Source organism: Cohnella nanjingensis (assembly GCF_014212125.1).
GTDB classification, from domain to species: Bacteria; Bacillota; Bacilli; order Paenibacillales; family Paenibacillaceae; genus Cohnella; species Cohnella nanjingensis.
The window spans coordinates 24,255-40,696 of the sequence record NZ_JACJVP010000058.1 but is presented as its reverse complement, the minus strand read 5'-3'; the positions used below and the strand labels follow the sequence as shown (position 1 = coordinate 40,696).

Here is a 16,442-nt window from a genome sequence, read left to right as displayed (position 1 = left end):
TCCTATGCAAAACATGCTTCAGAAGACGAGGCCGGAGACGGGCCGGGGCAACTTCGTCATGCTCATGCTGGTCGTCTTCGCCGGATACCTCGTCTTCGGCATCTCCGAGAACCTCAAAGGTCCGGCGCTGCCCGCGATCCAGTCGGAATTCGGCGTCGGCGAGACGAGGATGGGTCTCGCGCTGTCGCTGAATTCGATCGGGTTCCTGATCGCCTGCACGTTCGCGGGCTTGTTCGTCCGCCGTTACGGCATCAAGGCGGCTTGCGCGGCGGCGTTCGCCTGCATGGCCGCGTCCGGCTGGCTGATCGGAGCGGCAGGACAGTTCTACGCGTTTGCTTTCGGTTACTTTTTTCTGAATCTGTGGAACGGCCTGCTGGAGATCGTGCTCGCGCTGCTCAGCGCCCGCATCTTCACCAAATACACCGGCACCATGATGAACTTATCCCATTTCTTCTACGGCCTCAGCTCGACGGCGGCGCCGCTCGCGGCGACGGGACTGATGGGCGCAAGCTACGCGGGCGGCGCGGAGCTCGGCTGGCGCGGCATGTTCGCCGCGCTGCTGTCCCTGTGCGCGCTGCCGCTCGTCCCGACGCTGCTCGCGCGGTTCCCGCGCCGGGACGGCGAGTCGCACGAGGCGCCGCTCGCCTGGCGGGACTACATCCGCGATCCGATCGCCTGGTTCGTCATCGTGCTGCTCTCGTTCGGCGTGGTGGCGGAACTTGCGGTCGGCAGCTGGCTCGTGAACTTCCTCGAGAAGAGCTACCGCTGGGACCGGACGGACGCCGCCGGCATGCTCTCCGCCTTCTTCCTCTGCTTCACGGTCGCGCGGCTGGTGCTCGGTCCGGTCGCGGACAAGTTCGGCTTCGTCAAGTCGATGATCCTCTTCGCCGCGGCATCCGCCGTCTGCACGCTCTTGTCCGTCGCGATCGGCGAGCCGGCGGCGGCCTTGTTCGCCCTCTCCGGCTTCGGCATCGCGCCGATCTATCCGACGGCGATGGCGCTGCTCGCCAAGCTGTACCCGCGGGGCAGCGATACGGCGATCACCTTCACCGTCATCATGGTCGGCCTGGCCGGCGTGGCCAGCAACTTCGTCATCGGCGGCGTATCCGAATGGTTCGGGCTTCGCGCCGGGTTCTGGCTCATCGGCGGCTCTGCGCTCTGCTGCGCGTTCGCGGGCTTCGCGCTGTACCGCTACCTAAGCCGGCGCGGCCGGCTGGTCTGACTTATCCGGCTGCGTGGTTGATGACCGCCGCGCGTCAGGAGAGCGCTTCGTCCAGGACGTCCCGCGAAGCGGGCGAGCCGGAGGCGCCGACGGCCACCAGTACCGAACGCGGCTTCGTCTTCGCGTAGGGACCGACGACGCCGCGCTCCTCGAGCAGCGTCATCAGCCGGGAAGCGCGGGCGTGTCCGATCCGCAGACGCCGCTGCAGGAGCGACACGGACGCTCTCCGCGTTTCCAGGATGAGCGCGGCCGCTTCCTCGTACAGGTCGTCGTCCTTGGTCTGGACCGGATCCATGTCCAGGAGCGTCCGGACCCGGCCCATGACGAAGGAGACGCCCGGGGGACTGCCTGCCGATTGGCGCACGCATTCGTTCAGCCGGTCGATCGTCTCCCGGTCGTACTTGCCGTTGGCGTAGACGACGAGATCTTGAACCCGCCCGCCGGACGACTTGTGACAGGAGACGATGAAGGGGCCGAGCTGCCCCTCCTCCGCGATCTGCTCGAGCCAGGGCTCGATCGCGACGGCCGTGCGGTAGCCTGCTTCATCCGAGTCGATCATGACCGCGCTGAAGGAGGGCCCCGCCGGCTGCCGCAGCACGAATTCCTTGCGGCGGAGCCATGCGACCAGCTTCTCGTTGTCGGTTATAAACGTCAGATACTTGTCCCGGTGGAGCTCGATCTGGATCATATGCATCTTCGTTTCACCGCCCGTTTCCTTTTCTCCCATCGTATCAATAGAAGCATGCAATGTTTGTCAAAGCGTGCGGCGAGGGTTGTACGATCTTGTCTGTTCCGCGCGCCGAGGGGCCGTTCTTGAAGCTGAAGGCTGGAAGCCGGAAGCGGATCGAACGGCTTATTTTCGATTCTGTCGATGCCAATCTCATTTAGAAAATTTCAATCATAATAAATGATTGAAATTTTCATTATTTAGCGATATAATTTCATTCAGCAGGAAAAAAGAAGCGATTGGAGTGGTTGAACATGAACCGAGGCATCTTGACCTATCCCGAGATCGGCGGGCAGGCCGAAGCGATCGCGGCCGCATGGGAACAATTGAAGCATCAGCAGGATTGGATCGCCAAGTATCTCGCCGATACGTCGTACGACGAAGTCGTCTTCATCGGCTCGGGGTCATCCTATTATCAAGCGCAAACGATGGCGGCGACGTTCCGCGTCTGGCTGGGCCGCAGCGCGGTCGCGCATCCGTCTTCGGAGATCTTCCTGTTCCGGGACCAAGCGGTGGCGCGCGGCCGCAAGACGCTGCTCGTCGGCGTCTCCCGTTCGGGCGAGTCGACCGAGGTGCTGCTGGCGCTCGATTCCGTGAAGGACGTCCCGAATTGGACGGTCTGCGGCATTACGTGCTATGAGGACAGCGGCCTCGCCCAGCGCGCGGCATGTCTCGTCTCGCCGCTCGGCAAGGAGCGGAGCACCGTCATGACGAAGTCGTTCAGCAGCATGACGTTTATGATGCAGGCGGCGATCGCGACGGTCGCGGGCCCGGCGAAGCTGGACGAATTGGCTGCGGCGATGGCGCTGACCGGCGACGTCGTGAAGCGCGCGGACGCGTTCGCGGAAGGGCTGATCGCGGAACGCCAGTTCGCGAAGACGATCTATCTCGGCATGGGCAGCTACTTCGGTCTGGCGCAGGAGGTCTGCCTGAAGCTGAAGGAGATGGCCTACGTCTGGACGGAGAGTTACGGCACGCTGGAGTTCCGGCACGGGCCGAAGTCGATCGTAGAGCCCGGCACGCTCGTCGCAGTGCTCGTCTCCGAGACGGCGCGCTCCTATGAGCTGAAGGTCGCCGAAGAGATGAAGGCGTACGGCGCGTTCGTCCTGCTCGTCACGGCCAAGGCGGGCGAAGATACGGCGTTCGCGGACGCGGTGTTCGAGACCGGCGGCGAAGATTTGAGCGACGAAGCCCGGGCGACTTTGTATTTGCCGGCGCTGCAATATTTGGGCTTCCGTTCGGCGATGGCCAAGGGCGTCGACCCCGACCATCCCCGGAATTTGACGCAGGTCGTCATTATCTAGTCGCAAGGCGATAGGAGGAGACCGATGGCACGCATCGGATTGAAGGCGGAGCGGCAGGAACGGCTGCTCGCGTACCTGGAGGCGAACGGCAGCATCACGCTGCAGGAGCTCGTGAGTACGTTCGACTGTTCGGAAGCGACCGCGCGGCGCGATCTGGAAGAGCTCGAGCAGAGCGGCGCGATCATTCGGACGATGGGCGGCGGCGCCATGTACGCGGGTCCCCAGCCGAACCTGCGCGAGGTTCCTTTCCGGGAGAAGCAGCAGGCGCTGTACCGGGAGAAGGAAGCGATCGCGCAAGCGGCCGCGGACCTGGTCCAGGAAGGCGACGTCATCGGGCTCACGGGCGGCACCACCACGTTCCTGATCGCGCGGGCGCTGAAGCGCAGGCGCCGCATCACCGTCGTGACCAATGCGGTCAACATCGCGATGGAGTTGTCGGACAACGAGGAGCTGCAGGTCGTCCTGACGGGCGGCGTGCTGCGCAACAAGAGCTTCGAGCTGTGCGGTCCGCTGGCGGAGCAGACGGTGAAGGCGATCAACATTCATACGATGTTCATGGGGATCGACGGGCTGACCGATCAGGGGGTCAGCACGTACTCCGAGCTGGAGGCGAACATCGCCGCGCTGCTGATGGAGCGGGCCGACAAGACGGTGGCCGTGTTCGACCGCACGAAGGCCGGACGCTCGTCCCTGTTTGCCGTTGCCCCGCTGGCCAAGCTGCACGCCTGCATCAGCGACCGGGAGCCGCAGCCGCATATTGCGCAGGCGCTCCGGGACGCGGGCGTCGCGATGCACGTCGCGCGGTCCGACGCGGCGCCGGAGGACGGCGACCGGACATGAGCGGTGGCTGGGAGCCGCGCCGGATCTAGCGTCGATCGCGCTTCGGAAGGATTAAGCTTCGATCTATGAAGGAGGAACGGATATGAGCGTATGGATGGGCGTCGACGTCGGCGGCACCAATATCGTGTGCGGCGCGGTGAACGAAGACGGCGTCGTGCTGCATGCCTTGAAGCGGCCGACCGGAGCCCGGGAGGGCTCGGCGGCGGTGCTGGACCGGATCGCCGACATGGTCCGCGAGGTGGCCGGCCGCCTCGGCGGCGATTCCGTGCCGGCGGGCGTCGGCGTCGGCATCCCCGGGCTGGTAGACCCGGATGCCGGCATCTCGCGCAATTCGACGAATCTCGAATGGCGGGACGTTCCGGTGGCCCGGGAGCTGGAGCGGCGGCTCGGCGTGCCCGTGCACATCGACAACGACGTCCGCATGTACATCTACGGCGAAGCCGCTTTCGGCGCGGGCCGCGGCAGCGCCAACGTCCTGGGCCTCACGATCGGCACCGGCATCGCCGCGGCGATCGTGCAGGATGGCCGGCTGCTTTACGGCTTCAAGAGCATGGCCGGCGAACTTGGCCACGGTCCCGTTGCCGGCATCGACGTGCCTTGCGGATGCGGACTCACCGGGTGCCTGGAGACGGTCGCTTCCGCTTCGGGCATGGTGCGCGAAGCGAAACGTGCGATCGCCGCGGGCCGCGAGACGGTATTGAAGGAATGGTTCCCCGGCGACCAGCTCGCGAATCTGGCGGCGGCGGACTTGTCCCGGGCGATGGACGCCGGCGATGCGCTGGCGACCGAGATCTTGCGCCGGGCCGGGACGCTGACGGGGCGGGAACTCATTCCGGCCGTGCATCTGACCAGCCCGGAGGTCGTCATTATCGGCGGCGGCGGCGCGCTCGCGGGCGAGCGGCTGCTCGGTCCGTTGCGCGAGGCGCTGATGGACGGTCTGTTGCCGGACTTCCGGCCGGATCTCCGGATTAAGGTCGCGGAGCGCGGCGACGACGCGGGCGTCGTCGGCAGCGCGATGCAGGCGAGAGCAAAACAGCTGCAAAAGTAGCGTTCGGCTAGACAAGAGGCGGATCAGGAAACGGGAGGAATTCATATGGCATTAGTATCTTCTACATCCATGCTCGAAGCGGCGCGCGCAGGCGGATTCTGCGTCGGCGCGTTCAACGTGCACACGCTGGAAATGCTGCAAGCGGTCGTGGAAGCGGCCGAGGAGACGAACTCTCCGCTCATCCTTCAATCGACGGTCGGCACGGTCAAGCACCTCGGCCCCGACTATATCGCGGCGGCGGCCACGGTAGCGGCGAACCGCTCGAGCGTGCCGATCGCGCTGCACCTGGACCACTGCACCGACTTCAACGTCATTATGCAGTGCATTCGGGCCGGTTACACGTCCGTCATGATCGACGCGTCCCACGACCCGTTCGACCAAAATGTCGCGCTCACCCGCAAAGTGGTAGAAGCGGCTAACGCGGTCGGCATCAACGTGGAGGCGGAGCTGGGCCGCGTCGGCGGCGTCGAGGACGATATCGTCGTCGACGAGCGCGATGCGCTGCTAGCCGATCCGGACGAGTGCGCGCGGTTCGTCGAGCTGACCGGCGTCCATACGCTGGCGCCGGCGATCGGCACCGCGCACGGCATCTACAAGGGCGAGCCGAACATCGACTTCGACCGAATCGGCCGCATCGCGGAGAAGGTCGCGGTGCCGCTCGTCCTGCACGGCGGCTCCGGCATTCCGGAAGCGCAAGTGAAGCGGGCCGTCTCGCTCGGGATGGCGAAGATGAACGTGGCGACGGAGCTGCGGATCGTGTTCTCCGACGCGATCAAGGACGTGTTCGCGGCGAATCCGGCCGAGAACGATCCGCGCAAGTACATGGTGCCGGCGAAGGACGCCCTGCGGGCGGCGGCGATCGAGAAAATGCGCCTGTGCGGCGCGATCGGCCGGGCGAAGGACTGCCGTCCATGACTTCCCGGATCGTGACCGTCACCCTCAATGCGGCCATCGACAAGACGTATTACTTGCCGGAATGGCGTCATGGCACGGTGATGCGGAGCGAGCGGGTGCTGGCGGCCGCCGGGGGCAAAGGCATCAACGTGGCGCGGGTGCTGCGGCATCTCGGCCACGCTTCGGTCACGGCTACGGGCTTCGCGGCCGGCTACAACGGCCGATTCATCGCGGAGAAGGTTGGGGAAGCGGGTATCGTCCCGGATTTCGTCGAGGCGGAAGGGGAATCCCGTCTGTGCCTGAACTTCATCGACGGCCGTGACGGCGCCTCCACGGAGGTGCTGGAGCCGGGTCCGGACATCCGGTCCCTGGATCTGGAAGCGATGCGGGAGAAGATTCGCGGCGCGGCGTCCGGCGCGGCGCTGGTGATCTTCTCCGGCAGCCTGCCGAGAGGGTGCCCCGCGGACTTCTACGCCGAGTTGATCGGCATCGCGCGCGACGCGGGGGCGGAAGTGTTCCTCGACACGAGCGGCGCGGCGCTGGCGGAGGGCATGAAGGCGCGTCCCGCGTTCATCAAGCCCAACGAGGACGAGATTCGTCCCTGGATGGCGGGCGCGGCGGGCGGCGAGGACGGCTTCCGTCAGGCGGCTGCCGCCTTGGCGGACCAAGGCATCCCGAACGTCGCGGTGACGCTGGGCGCCGAAGGCGCCGTCGCCGGCGCGGGCGGGCAGCTGTACCGCGTGCGCATCCCGCGGCTTGAAGCCGTGAACGCGGTCGGCAGCGGCGATGCGTTCGTCGCCGGCTTCGCGTACGGCTACGTGCGCGGCTGGCCCGTCGAGCGGAGCCTGCGCCACGCCGCGGCAGCCGGCTGCGCCAATGCGCTCTCGGACGCCGCCGGCGAGGTGCGGCCGACGGATCACGAGCGGCTGCTGCGCGAGATCCAGGTGGACGTCCTGGCCTAACGTCCGAATGAAGAGAGGGTTCTCTCAAAAGCGAGTCTGTTCATGCGACAGACAGCTCTCATCCATCCATAAACGTGTGAAAACGAAGAAATGGCGATGTTAGGGAGGTTATCCCTGCACCGCCATTTCTCGCTTTCGATCCACTGCTACCTTCTTCAGCAAATGATGGGCAAGCGCAAGCCATCCGACCACCAAGCTTACCTTCGACAAGCCGCGAAGCAGAAAACGCCGGAATCCGCTTTCCGTGTCACCTTTCCCGCATCCAACGATTTAGATGCAAATGTACATCTAATTTTGCTATATTGCCTGCTTAACGGCCATTTAGTTGCAAAAGTACAACTAAATCTGCCGTTTTCTGTGTTTAGGCCAGATTTACGCTAAATTAGATGTACTTTTACAAGTAAATCGCTCTAGACCTCCGAATGGACCCCAATAGATGTACGAATGCAACTAAATTACTGAGCGACCCCGAACCGAGCGCAATTAAAGCCAATTGGCATACACCATTGGCGAACCATCGGTCAGCATCCGACGAATTTGCACCAAGACACAATGAAATCAATCGGCACCCGCCTCGCGGATTGTCACGCGTCCGAGACAGCCGTCAAGGAGTGGATAGGTCGTCAATTGATACGTCAATTACGCCGTATTTAAAACCGCGCTGCTGACTCTTAGGTCGCATTACGACCTTAGAAGACAGCCTCTTTTTGCCGCGTGCGCGTGATCGATAATCATCAGGACCGGCCGGATGCGCCGTTCAGCACCCCTGCGATCAGCTCGTAGGACCGGACGCGGTCGGCGAAGTCATGCGCATAGGAGATGAGCATCAGCTCGTCCGCGCCGTAGTCGGTCTGCAATCCGAGCAGCTTCGCCTTCACCTCCTCGGGATCGCCGACCGCCGAAGACTGCCGGATGCGCGCATGGATCTCCCGCTCGTCCTGGCCATCCAACGCCCTTCTCGCTTCCGCCACCGACGGCAGCCCTTCGCCACGTTCTCCCGCGGCCGCCTGCAATCGCCAGGCGTAGGCGCTGAGCGACAGTTCCAGCGCCCGATCCGCCGTATCCGCGCAGAAGGCGGATACGGCTAACAGGAAGTAAGGTTCTTCGCGTCTTCGCTCGGGGCGAGGCCGGAAGTGCCGGAAGTACGTTTCTCTCGCCTCCGCCGCGTTGTCTGCCTGCATGAAATGTCCGAAGGCGTAAGCGGTCCCCTGCTCCGCGGCCAGCTTGGCGCTCTTCACGCTCGTGCCGAGCACCCACGGCTCGGGCGGGATGTCCGGCGTCGGTGCGGCGACGGTCTTGGCGTAGGCATGATCGGCCGGGAAGTCGCCGTCCAGGAAATGCAGCAGCTCTTCGAACGCTTCGGGCAGCTTCCAAACCCGTTCGAGGAAGTTGTCGGACAACGCCATCGACGATTCGGCCGGCCCGCCCGGAGACCTCGCGATCCCCAGGTCGATGCGTCCCGGCAACAGCGCCGCCAGCAGATTGAATGTCTCCGCGACCTTGTAGGGGCGGTAGTAGGGCAGCAGAATCGCGCCGGCGCCGAGGCGGATCCGCGAGGTCTGCGCCCCTAGATAGCCCAGCATCGCTTCGGGCGCGGAGCAGGCGAGTCCATTCAGATCGTGGTGCTCGGCCAGCCAATAGCGCTCGTAGCCGAGCTTGTCCCCGGCTTGCGCCAGCAGAGCCGCTTCCCGCAAGGCGTCTCCGGCGCTTCGTCCCGCCGCGACGGGCGCTTGATCCAAGATGCTGATTTTCAATCGAAGGCCTCCCATTCGCCATATCGTATCTACTTAGTATAACGGAGCCAGCCTGCGTATCCCAAGTTTGGCTCGCTGATTTGGCGTCCGGTTTTTCGACTTTGATGATCTTCCGTTAACCTTTCCATGCTATATTCAGAGGATGAGAGGGTTGTGGACGGAAGGAGAGCTTCATCGGATGGCGGAAAAGAAGGAAATCGAAGGAGACGCTGCGGCGGTGGAGAGACGGCCGGGCTATTGGCGGCGGCTCGGAGAAGTGTGGCTGGTCGCCTCGAAGCTCGGATTCACCTCGTTCGGCGGACCGGTGGCGCATCTGGGCTATTTCCGGGAAGAGTACGTCCGCAAAAGACGGTGGCTGACCGAGCGCAGCTACGCGGATCTGGTGGCGCTGTGCCAATTCCTGCCGGGACCGGCCAGCAGCCAGGTGGGCATCGGCGTGGGCATGATGCGCGCCGGGCTGCCGGGCGGGCTCGCGGCATGGCTCGGGTTCACGCTGCCGTCCGTTCTTGCGCTGATCGCGTTCGCGGCTTATGCCGATCAGGTACCGGCCTCCGCCTCCGGGTGGCTGCACGGCTTGAAGCTGGTCGCCGTGGCCATCGTCGCCCAAGCCGTGTACGACATGGGCCGCAAGTGGATATCGGATCGCGCGCTGGCGACGGTCGCGATCGGGGCGGCCGCCGCAGCGCTCCTCTGGCGCAATCCGCTCAGCCAGGTCGCCGCGATCGCCGCAGCCGGCGTCTACGGCTGGCTCGCCTATCGCAAGCGGAACGAGCCGTCCGTCCCGGCAGCGGAGGCCGAGACCCACCTGCCGATCGGTAGACGGACGGGCGCGCTCCTGCTGCTGCTGTTCGCCGGCCTGCTGATCTTGCTGCCTTGGCTTCGCCAAGCGGGCGGAGGACAAATCGCCGCCCTGTTCGACAGCTTCTACCGGTCCGGCGCCCTCGTGTTCGGCGGAGGCCACGTCGTGCTGCCGTTGCTGCAGCGCGAGGTCGTGACGCCGGGGTGGGTGTCCGACGCGGATTTTCTGGCGGGCTACGGCGCGGCGCAAGCCGTTCCCGGGCCGCTCTTCACCTTCGCGTCCTACTTGGGCTTCGCGTCGGACGGGATGCTGGGCGCAGCGGTCGCGACCATCGCGATCTTCCTTCCGGCGTTCCTGCTGACAGCCGGCGCGCTGCCGTTCTGGCAGGCTTTCCGCGCGTTTCCCGGTCTGCAGGGAGCCTTCGCCGGCGCGAACGCGGCGGTCGTCGGCCTGCTGCTCGCGGCGGGGTACGACCCGATCTGGACTACGGCCGTCGCGTCCGCGGGCGACTTCATCGCAGTGGCTGCATTGTATGCGATGCTAGCCTATTGGCGGCTGCCCCCGTGGGCGGTCGTCGTCGCCGGCGCGCTTGCGGGCTGGGGGATGGAGCGGCTGATGTGAGGGGCCTCGCGAGGTCGCTTCTGCAGCAGCTGTCGCTTCCGGATCCTCGATGAGCCGATGTCCGCGCTGGACGTATCCGTTCAGTCCCGGATTCTGAGCCTGAAGGACTTGCTGGACCGATTCGTCTTGAAGATTCGCGCGGGTGGCTTGGAACGAGCCTTATGACACGTTTATAATGAGGCAAAGGGCGAATTCTAGCCAACCCGTCAGGCAGGTGGTATGCGGTGAAGATTGGGATTCTATCGGATTTGCACGTAGACAAGAACAACGCGCCGGGCCAAATGTCCGTCCAGGAGGCCCTTGCGAGGTCCGCAAGAGAGCGGGAGGCGGAGCTGCTCATCGTGGCCGGAGACGTCTCGGACGACCATCGCGTGACGTTGCGCGTGCTAGAGGAGATCGAACGGAAGGCAGGCGTGCCCTGCCTGTTCGTGCCGGGCAACCACGATTTGTGGAACGTCGCGCGTCCGGACGAAGACGCCTGGACCGCATACGAGGCTTTGCTGCAGTTCCGGCATAATTTGGCGTCCGCGCCTTACCTCCTTGGCGACCGTTGGGTCGTCATCGGGGATGCGGGCTGGTTCGACTTCTCCTTCGGCAACGCGGACCGATATGCCGAAGCCGACTTCCTGCAGATGGAGCTGGGCGGCCGGATGTGGAAGGACAAGCGCTACGTGCGCTGGGACCGTTCGCCCGCGGACATGGCCCGTTATTTCCGCGACAAGCTGGAGACGCAGCTAGCTGCGTATGAAGACCGGCATATCATCTTCGTCACGCACGTCGTACCGGATGCGTCGCTCACCATTCCCGAATCGCGCAAGGACTGGGATTATTTCAACGCCTTTCTCGGGAGCCGCCTGTACGGGGACTTGATTCGGGAATACGGCCATTCGATTCCCTGCGCGATCTCCGGACACGTTCACTACCGGAAACAGGTAAGCTTGAACGGGACCGAGCTGATCAGCAGCTGTCTCGGCTACCGGCGGGAATGGCGGCATTCGCAGGATACCTACCGCGAGGTGTCCCGGGCGCTGGGGGTCATCGATATCGACGTCGCCATATGAGGGGGAGAAGTACGGCTTCCGGTGCCAAGAGCGCTCCGGAAGCCGTTTTTTTGCGGGGCATACGCGTAGTGTTCCGATCCGGAGACTCTCCGATCCGGTTAAGGACCGGCCGAGCCTCACACCGCAGCAGCAGGTATCGTTCAACCTTGTGGAAAGCTTCATAAGAAGCTATGATGGAGCCAAACGAGAGCATGTCGCAGGAGGTCGCCATCATGAAATACAATTTCGACGAAGATGTAACCGGAAACGTGCAGGATACGATCAAGTGGGGAGAAGCCGACGCCCTCTTCGGCGGGGAAGATCTGCTCCCCCTGTGGATCGCCGATATGGACTTCCAAGCGCCCAAACCGGTGATAGACGCGCTGATAAAACGAGCGGAAGCCGGGCTCTTCATGTATACCGCGATGCCGGAATCGACGCTGGAAGCAGTGGCGTCTTGGCTGTCCGAACGCCACGGCTGGGCGATCGAGACGGATTGGATTCGTTTCGCGCCGGGCGTGATCGCGCTGCTGGAAGCGTCCGTCCGTGCCTTTACGGCGCCGGGCGACCGCGTGATCGTACAGCCGCCGGTGTACGGGCCGTTCGGCTCGGTCGTCTCCGCCCTGGGGAGAGAGGCCGTCCATAACCCGCTGAAGCAAAATCCGGCTAACGGCAAGTATGAGATGGACTTGGCGGATTTGGAAAGGAAACTCCGGGAGACGGGAGCGAGGCTGCTCATCCTGTGCAGTCCCCACAATCCGGTCGGCCGGGTCTGGACGAAGGAAGAGCTCGCTGGGCTCGCGGAGCTGTGCGTCCGCTTCGACGTCACCGTCGTCTCGGACGAGATTCATGCGGACCTCGTCCTCACGGGCAAGCACTGTCCGCTCGTGTTGGCCGATCCGCGGATGGCGGAGCGGACCGTCGTGTGCCTCGCGCCCAGCAAGACGTTCAACATCGCAGGCCTCCAATCGGCATTCGCCATCGTGCCGGACGACCGGCTGCGTACCGTCTTCGACAAAGCCTTGGGCAAGAAGGAGCCGAATCCGCTGTCCGCAGCCGCGATGGAGGCCGCCTATCGGGAAGGGCAGGAATGGCTGGCGCAATGTCTGGACTATCTCCGCGGGAATGCCCGTTTTGCGGTCGAATACCTCGCGGAGCATCTGCCGCAGGCGCGATGCGTCGTTCCGGAGGCGACCTATCTGCTATGGGTGGATCTGCGGCCGTTCGGCATTCCGGCCAAGTCCTTGAAGACGCTGCTCGTCCAGGAAGCGAAGGTGGCCGTCAGCGACGGTTCGATCTTCGTCGGGGAGGGCGAGGGCTTCATCCGGATCAACCTCGCTTCGCGCCGCGCACGGGTGGAAGAAGGGCTGAGGCGGATTGCCGCGGCGCTCGGCAGCGCTAATGGCGGCTGATCGGGCGAGGGCTTAGCGTTAGCGAACCGAAGGCTGGCGCATCGGAGCCCTGCAACCGAAGGCAACCCGCGCGAGGAGGAGATGCGATGCGGCAGGCGGACTCCGGCACTGCGTCGACAACTACACGCCGGGACTGCTGCGTCTCGCGGAGCCGCCCGAGCTGATCGCGCTGATCTCGCCGCGCCCGCTGTTCCTGGAATCGGGCCTGCACGACCCGATTTTCCCGAGCGAAGGCTTTCGTCGCGCGGCAGCGTCCATCGCCGAGTATTATTCAGCGGAGAACGCCGCCGATCGGCTGGCGATCGACCTCTTTCCGGGCGCGCACGAGGTCAGCGGCCGCCGGGCCAATGATTGGCTGCGCGACAGGCTGCAAGATTGATCTCGGCAAGCAGAAGGTCCTCCCGTGGCGTTGAAGCGCCGGAGAGGTCCTTTTTGGTTTGCGCTGGCTCATTCATGAGCGCGCGAATGACCGGCTCAAACTTTGCCCTGTTAGGTCGCCTGGCCGGAAATAAGCCGCAAAATGCGGCTTATTTCCAGTCAAGCACTGCCAGTCGAGCTCCCCTCTGCCAGGCCATCCTTGCGTCTCGTCTTGGGCAATCGGCTTAACGCGCGGCAAGCAGGCCGGAGCCGAGCAGCTCCTCGTAAAACCGATGGAACTCCGGAATATCAAGCTGCTGCGCCGCGTCGGACAGCGCCTTGGCCGGCTCCGGATGCACTTCGACCATGACGCCGTCGGCGCCTGCCGCGAGCGCGGCTTTGGCGCAGGGCGCCATGATGCTCTTGCGTCCGGTGGAGTGGGTTACGTCGACGAGCACGGGCAGATGGCTCTCCTGCTTCAAGATCGGCACGGCGGAGATGTCGAGCGTATTGCGCGTGGCCTTCTCGTACGTTCGGATGCCGCGCTCGATCAGCATGACGTCCCCGTTGCCGCTCGAGACGACGTATTCCGCCGCATGCAGGAACTCGTCGATCGTCGCCGACAGTCCCCGTTTGAGGAGAATCGGCTTGCCGACGCGGCCGGCGGCCTTAAGCAGCTCGAAGTTATGCATGTTGCGGGCGCCGATCTGAATGACGTCCACATAGTCGCAAGCCAGTTCCAGATGCGCCGGATCGACGATCTCGCTGATCGTCTTCAACCCGAATTCGTCGGCGACCTCTTTCAAGATCCGCAGCCCTTCGATGCCGAGTCCCTGGAACTCGTAAGGCGAGGTCCGGGGTTTGAACGCGCCTCCGCGCATGACCGAGACGCCCGCATTCTTCAGCGCGGCGGCCACCGCCCGTACCTGCGCGTAGCTCTCCACCGAGCAGGGACCCGCGACCACGAACGGCCGCCCACCGCCGACGGCGACGTCGCCGAGCGGGATGACCGTATCGGCCTGCCGCGACTGCCGGCTGACGAGCAGCGGCTTTTTCTTCGCGGCCGAAGGCTCCGGCGCGTCCAGAATGAGCTGCTTGAACCGCAGCCGAAACGCCTCGTCATCCCCCGTTTCGCGGACGACTTCCGTCCGTTCCGTCCATAGCGACAGCAGCAGGCGGTCGATCTCCCGCAGCCGTTCTTTGTTTCTTTCCACGCCGACTTGACTCATTCGTGATCTCTCCTTCGAACCGTTTGTTAGTCTGGATCTTGCTCCGCGAACGCAAAAAACTCCCCGCCGCAAAGGGACGAGGAGTCGTGGTACCACCCTAATTAGAACAGCGCGCGCCGATGAAGGCAGCCGGCACAGTTCTCACTTGATCCCTTTAACGCAGGGAGTACGGGCCACCCTACCGGAAGCCGGGGAGGTCCCCGTCATCGTTCAGGCGCTAGCTCCGGAATGAACTTCGGCGGCGTGTCTGCCCGGGCGCTCTCAATCGGTGGCGGCCCTTCCCTGTCTGCAGCGCTATTCCGCTTACTCTTTCCTTCATCGCTTGTACGCTATGCATCTTTCGCTTGTACGTATTGTATGCCTGAATGATGCGTTTGTGCAAGAGGGTCTATTAAAGCAGATTTGCTTTATGGCGGCAGAGCGTCTCAGGAGGATGTCTCCGAAGACGCAGCCAGTAGAAAATAGGCCAAGCATAAGACACCACAGCGGCGCGCTAGGGCGGCGTTTGTTCATTTTGGCCGCAGAGGGGTGAACCGGTGCGTATTGCCGAAATTTGGAGACGGAATACCAAAAGACGGAGCCGTCTATACGGCTCCGCCCGTGCGTCCGATCCAAGCGCTTCGCAAGCTATAGCCGCAAGGCGGCCAAGTCGATCTTCGGCACGAGGCCTTCCTCCGCCGCACGGTTCAGCAGCGCGTCGATCGCCGCGTAGCCGTCCTCGCCGAGATTCGCGGTGAAGGGGTTCACGTACAAGTCGATGTGCGCTTGCGCCACCTCCGGCGACAGCTCTTGGGCGTGCTCCATCACGTAAGCGCGGGAGGCTTCGGGATGGTCCCAGGCGTAGGCGACCGAAGCGCGAATCCAGCCTGCGATGGCATGCAGGCCGAGCGACCGCCGCGCGATGATGGCGCCGAGCGGAATCGGAAGGCCGGTATCGGATTCCCACCAGTTCCCGAGATCGACGAGCATCGCGAGCCCGTAGTCGGGGTAGGTGAAGCGGGCTTCGTGGATGACGAGCCCGGCGTCGATCCGCCCGTCCCGTACCGCCGGCATGATCTCGTGGAACGGCATGACGACGATCTCGCCTACGCCGCCGGGCACGTTCTGAGCCGCCCAGAGGCGGAACAGCAGATAAGCGGTCGAGCGTTCGCTCGGCACCGCGACGCGTTTGCCGGTCAAGGCGGACGGTCCTTCGGCGCCGCCGGCGGTGAGGACGAGCGGTCCGCAGCCGCGGCCGAGCGCGCCGCCGCATGGCAGCAGGGCGTAATCCGGATGCACCCAAGGCAATGCGGCATAGGAGATCTTCAAGATATCGAGACCGCCGGGGTCGGCATTCAGGGCGAGCCCGTTCGTGATGTCGATATCGGCGTACGTGACGTCCAGCGCAGGCGCGCCGGGGATGAGGCCGTGCGTCCAGGCGTGGAAAACGAACGTGTCGTTCGGACACGGCGAGTAAGCGATTCTCATCATGGATGTACAACCTCCTTAAGTACGGTGATAGCAGCGGTCAGCGCTTCGAGCGCATCGCCGATCCGCCAAGCGGAGCGGTCCCGCGGACCGATGGCGTTCGAGATCCCGCGGATCTCGAGGAACGGCGTCTGCCGTTCGCTGGCGGCGACCGCGACGCCGTAGCCTTCCATCGCTTCGGCGACCGCGCCCGGCGTTCGCCGCGCGAGGGCGTCCGCGGTCCCTTGCGACCCTGTCGCCGTCGTGACCGTCAGTACCGGCCCAAGCGCGGCGGCGCGGCCGGCGGCGCGCAGCGCATCGGCGAGCGCGGACGCCAAGCGCTCGTCCGCCTCCAGCACGGACGAGCCGAAGCCGAGCTCGTCCACGCTGGCGAAGCCGCCTTCGCCCGTCTCGGCGCCGAGATCCGCCGCCACGACCCGGTCCGCGATCGCGACCGTGCCGACGGGCGCGACGCCCGAGAAGCCGCCGCCGATCCCGGCGCTCACGACCAGCGCATAATCTTCGGCGGCCAGCGCCGCCGCCGTGCGCGCCGCGGCGCCGGCCGGGCCGACGCCCGCTAGGCGCGCGTCAAACCGCGCGTCGCCGCCGAGTCCGCGCAGCACCGCTTCGCGTTCGGCTTCGACCGCCGTCATGATCAAGACGCGGCGGCCGGTCAATTCATTTTCTTTCACCCGATCATCTCCATTCCGTCGTTCGTCCCGCATGTCCCGCAACGGAGGCGTCATCTCCATTTTACAGGAGATGGGCGACCGTTTCACTTCTCTTG

15 protein-coding genes and 1 pseudogene are annotated in these 16,442 nt (G+C 64.5%); 11 read left to right on the top strand and 5 right to left on the bottom strand.

All coding sequences use genetic code 11. The features are described 5' to 3' along the window. Window positions 1-4 precede the first annotated feature (4 nt). Window positions 5-1,222: an MFS transporter gene (locus H7C19_RS30165; RefSeq protein ID WP_185672830.1), complete on the top strand. Its 1,218-nt coding sequence runs from the start codon at window positions 5-7 to the stop codon at window positions 1,220-1,222. A 34-nt stretch (window positions 1,223-1,256) separates the two neighbouring features. Here H7C19_RS30165 and H7C19_RS35375 read toward each other — a convergent pair whose 3' ends face one another. Further along, entirely contained in the window at window positions 1,257-1,916 is a 660-nt protein-coding gene (locus tag H7C19_RS35375; RefSeq protein WP_281385048.1) for a DNA translocase FtsK, read from the bottom strand. A 287-nt stretch (window positions 1,917-2,203) separates the two neighbouring features. Here H7C19_RS35375 and H7C19_RS30155 point away from each other — a divergent pair, with 287 nt between their 5' ends. The 6 genes from H7C19_RS30155 to H7C19_RS34500 all read left to right on the top strand — a co-directional run bounded on the left by H7C19_RS30155 (window position 2,204) and on the right by H7C19_RS34500 (window position 7,378). Further along, entirely contained in the window at window positions 2,204-3,253 is a 1,050-nt protein-coding gene (locus tag H7C19_RS30155) for an SIS domain-containing protein (protein ID WP_185672809.1), read from the top strand. A gap of 24 nt (window positions 3,254-3,277) precedes the next feature. Next, window positions 3,278-4,093 carry a DeoR/GlpR family DNA-binding transcription regulator gene (locus H7C19_RS30150; RefSeq protein ID WP_185672808.1) on the top strand — a complete coding sequence of 272 codons (816 nt, stop codon included), beginning with the start codon at window positions 3,278-3,280 and terminating at the stop codon, window positions 4,091-4,093. 82 nt (window positions 4,094-4,175) lie between these two features. Next, entirely contained in the window at window positions 4,176-5,141 is a 966-nt protein-coding gene (locus H7C19_RS30145; RefSeq protein WP_185672807.1) for an ROK family protein, read from the top strand. Window positions 5,142-5,186: 45 nt separating this feature from the next. Next, window positions 5,187-6,056 carry a class II fructose-1,6-bisphosphate aldolase gene (fba, locus tag H7C19_RS30140; RefSeq protein WP_185672806.1) on the top strand — a complete coding sequence of 290 codons (870 nt, stop codon included), beginning with the start codon at window positions 5,187-5,189 and terminating at the stop codon, window positions 6,054-6,056. Beyond that, entirely contained in the window at window positions 6,017-6,997 is a 981-nt protein-coding gene (locus H7C19_RS30135; protein ID WP_313732047.1) for a 1-phosphofructokinase family hexose kinase, read from the top strand. The genes fba and H7C19_RS30135 overlap by 40 nt, the downstream gene beginning before the upstream one ends. A 90-nt stretch (window positions 6,998-7,087) precedes the next feature. Next, window positions 7,088-7,378 carry a hypothetical protein gene (locus H7C19_RS34500; protein WP_221469562.1) on the top strand — a complete coding sequence of 97 codons (291 nt, stop codon included), beginning with the start codon at window positions 7,088-7,090 and terminating at the stop codon, window positions 7,376-7,378. 353 nt (window positions 7,379-7,731) lie between these two features. Here H7C19_RS34500 and H7C19_RS30130 read toward each other — a convergent pair whose 3' ends face one another. After that, window positions 7,732-8,751 carry an LLM class flavin-dependent oxidoreductase gene (locus H7C19_RS30130; RefSeq protein ID WP_185672804.1) on the bottom strand — a complete coding sequence of 340 codons (1,020 nt, stop codon included), beginning with the start codon at window positions 8,749-8,751 and terminating at the stop codon, window positions 7,732-7,734. 178 nt (window positions 8,752-8,929) lie between these two features. Here H7C19_RS30130 and chrA point away from each other — a divergent pair, with 178 nt between their 5' ends. From chrA to H7C19_RS30115, 4 genes and pseudogenes are all read left to right on the top strand, one after another. Then, on the top strand, window positions 8,930-10,171 hold the full coding sequence (gene chrA / locus H7C19_RS30125) for a chromate efflux transporter (RefSeq protein WP_185672803.1): 1,242 nt from the start codon (window positions 8,930-8,932) through the stop codon (window positions 10,169-10,171). A gap of 42 nt (window positions 10,172-10,213) precedes the next feature. Further along, window positions 10,214-10,300 (top strand): annotated as a pseudogene (locus tag H7C19_RS35820) (ABC transporter ATP-binding protein); the annotation flags it as partial. A gap of 95 nt (window positions 10,301-10,395) precedes the next feature. Beyond that, window positions 10,396-11,232 carry a putative phosphoesterase gene (locus H7C19_RS30120; RefSeq protein ID WP_185672802.1) on the top strand — a complete coding sequence of 279 codons (837 nt, stop codon included), beginning with the start codon at window positions 10,396-10,398 and terminating at the stop codon, window positions 11,230-11,232. A 212-nt stretch (window positions 11,233-11,444) separates the two neighbouring features. Then, entirely contained in the window at window positions 11,445-12,623 is a 1,179-nt protein-coding gene (locus H7C19_RS30115; protein WP_185672801.1) for a MalY/PatB family protein, read from the top strand. A gap of 602 nt (window positions 12,624-13,225) precedes the next feature. Here the strand turns inward: H7C19_RS30115 and H7C19_RS30110 are convergent. The 3 genes from H7C19_RS30110 to H7C19_RS30100 all read right to left on the bottom strand — a co-directional run bounded on the left by H7C19_RS30110 (window position 13,226) and on the right by H7C19_RS30100 (window position 16,380). Further along, window positions 13,226-14,209 carry a bifunctional 3-deoxy-7-phosphoheptulonate synthase/chorismate mutase gene (locus H7C19_RS30110; protein ID WP_185672800.1) on the bottom strand — a complete coding sequence of 328 codons (984 nt, stop codon included), beginning with the start codon at window positions 14,207-14,209 and terminating at the stop codon, window positions 13,226-13,228. 627 nt (window positions 14,210-14,836) lie between these two features. Further along, entirely contained in the window at window positions 14,837-15,676 is an 840-nt protein-coding gene (locus H7C19_RS30105; protein ID WP_185672829.1) for a 1,4-dihydroxy-6-naphtoate synthase, read from the bottom strand. Beyond that, window positions 15,676-16,380 (bottom strand): futalosine hydrolase, encoded by a 705-nt coding sequence (locus H7C19_RS30100; protein ID WP_185672828.1) that lies wholly within the window; start codon window positions 16,378-16,380, stop codon window positions 15,676-15,678. Before H7C19_RS30100 ends, H7C19_RS30105 begins: the two co-directional genes overlap by 1 nt. Between the last annotated feature and the right edge of the window lie 62 nt (window positions 16,381-16,442).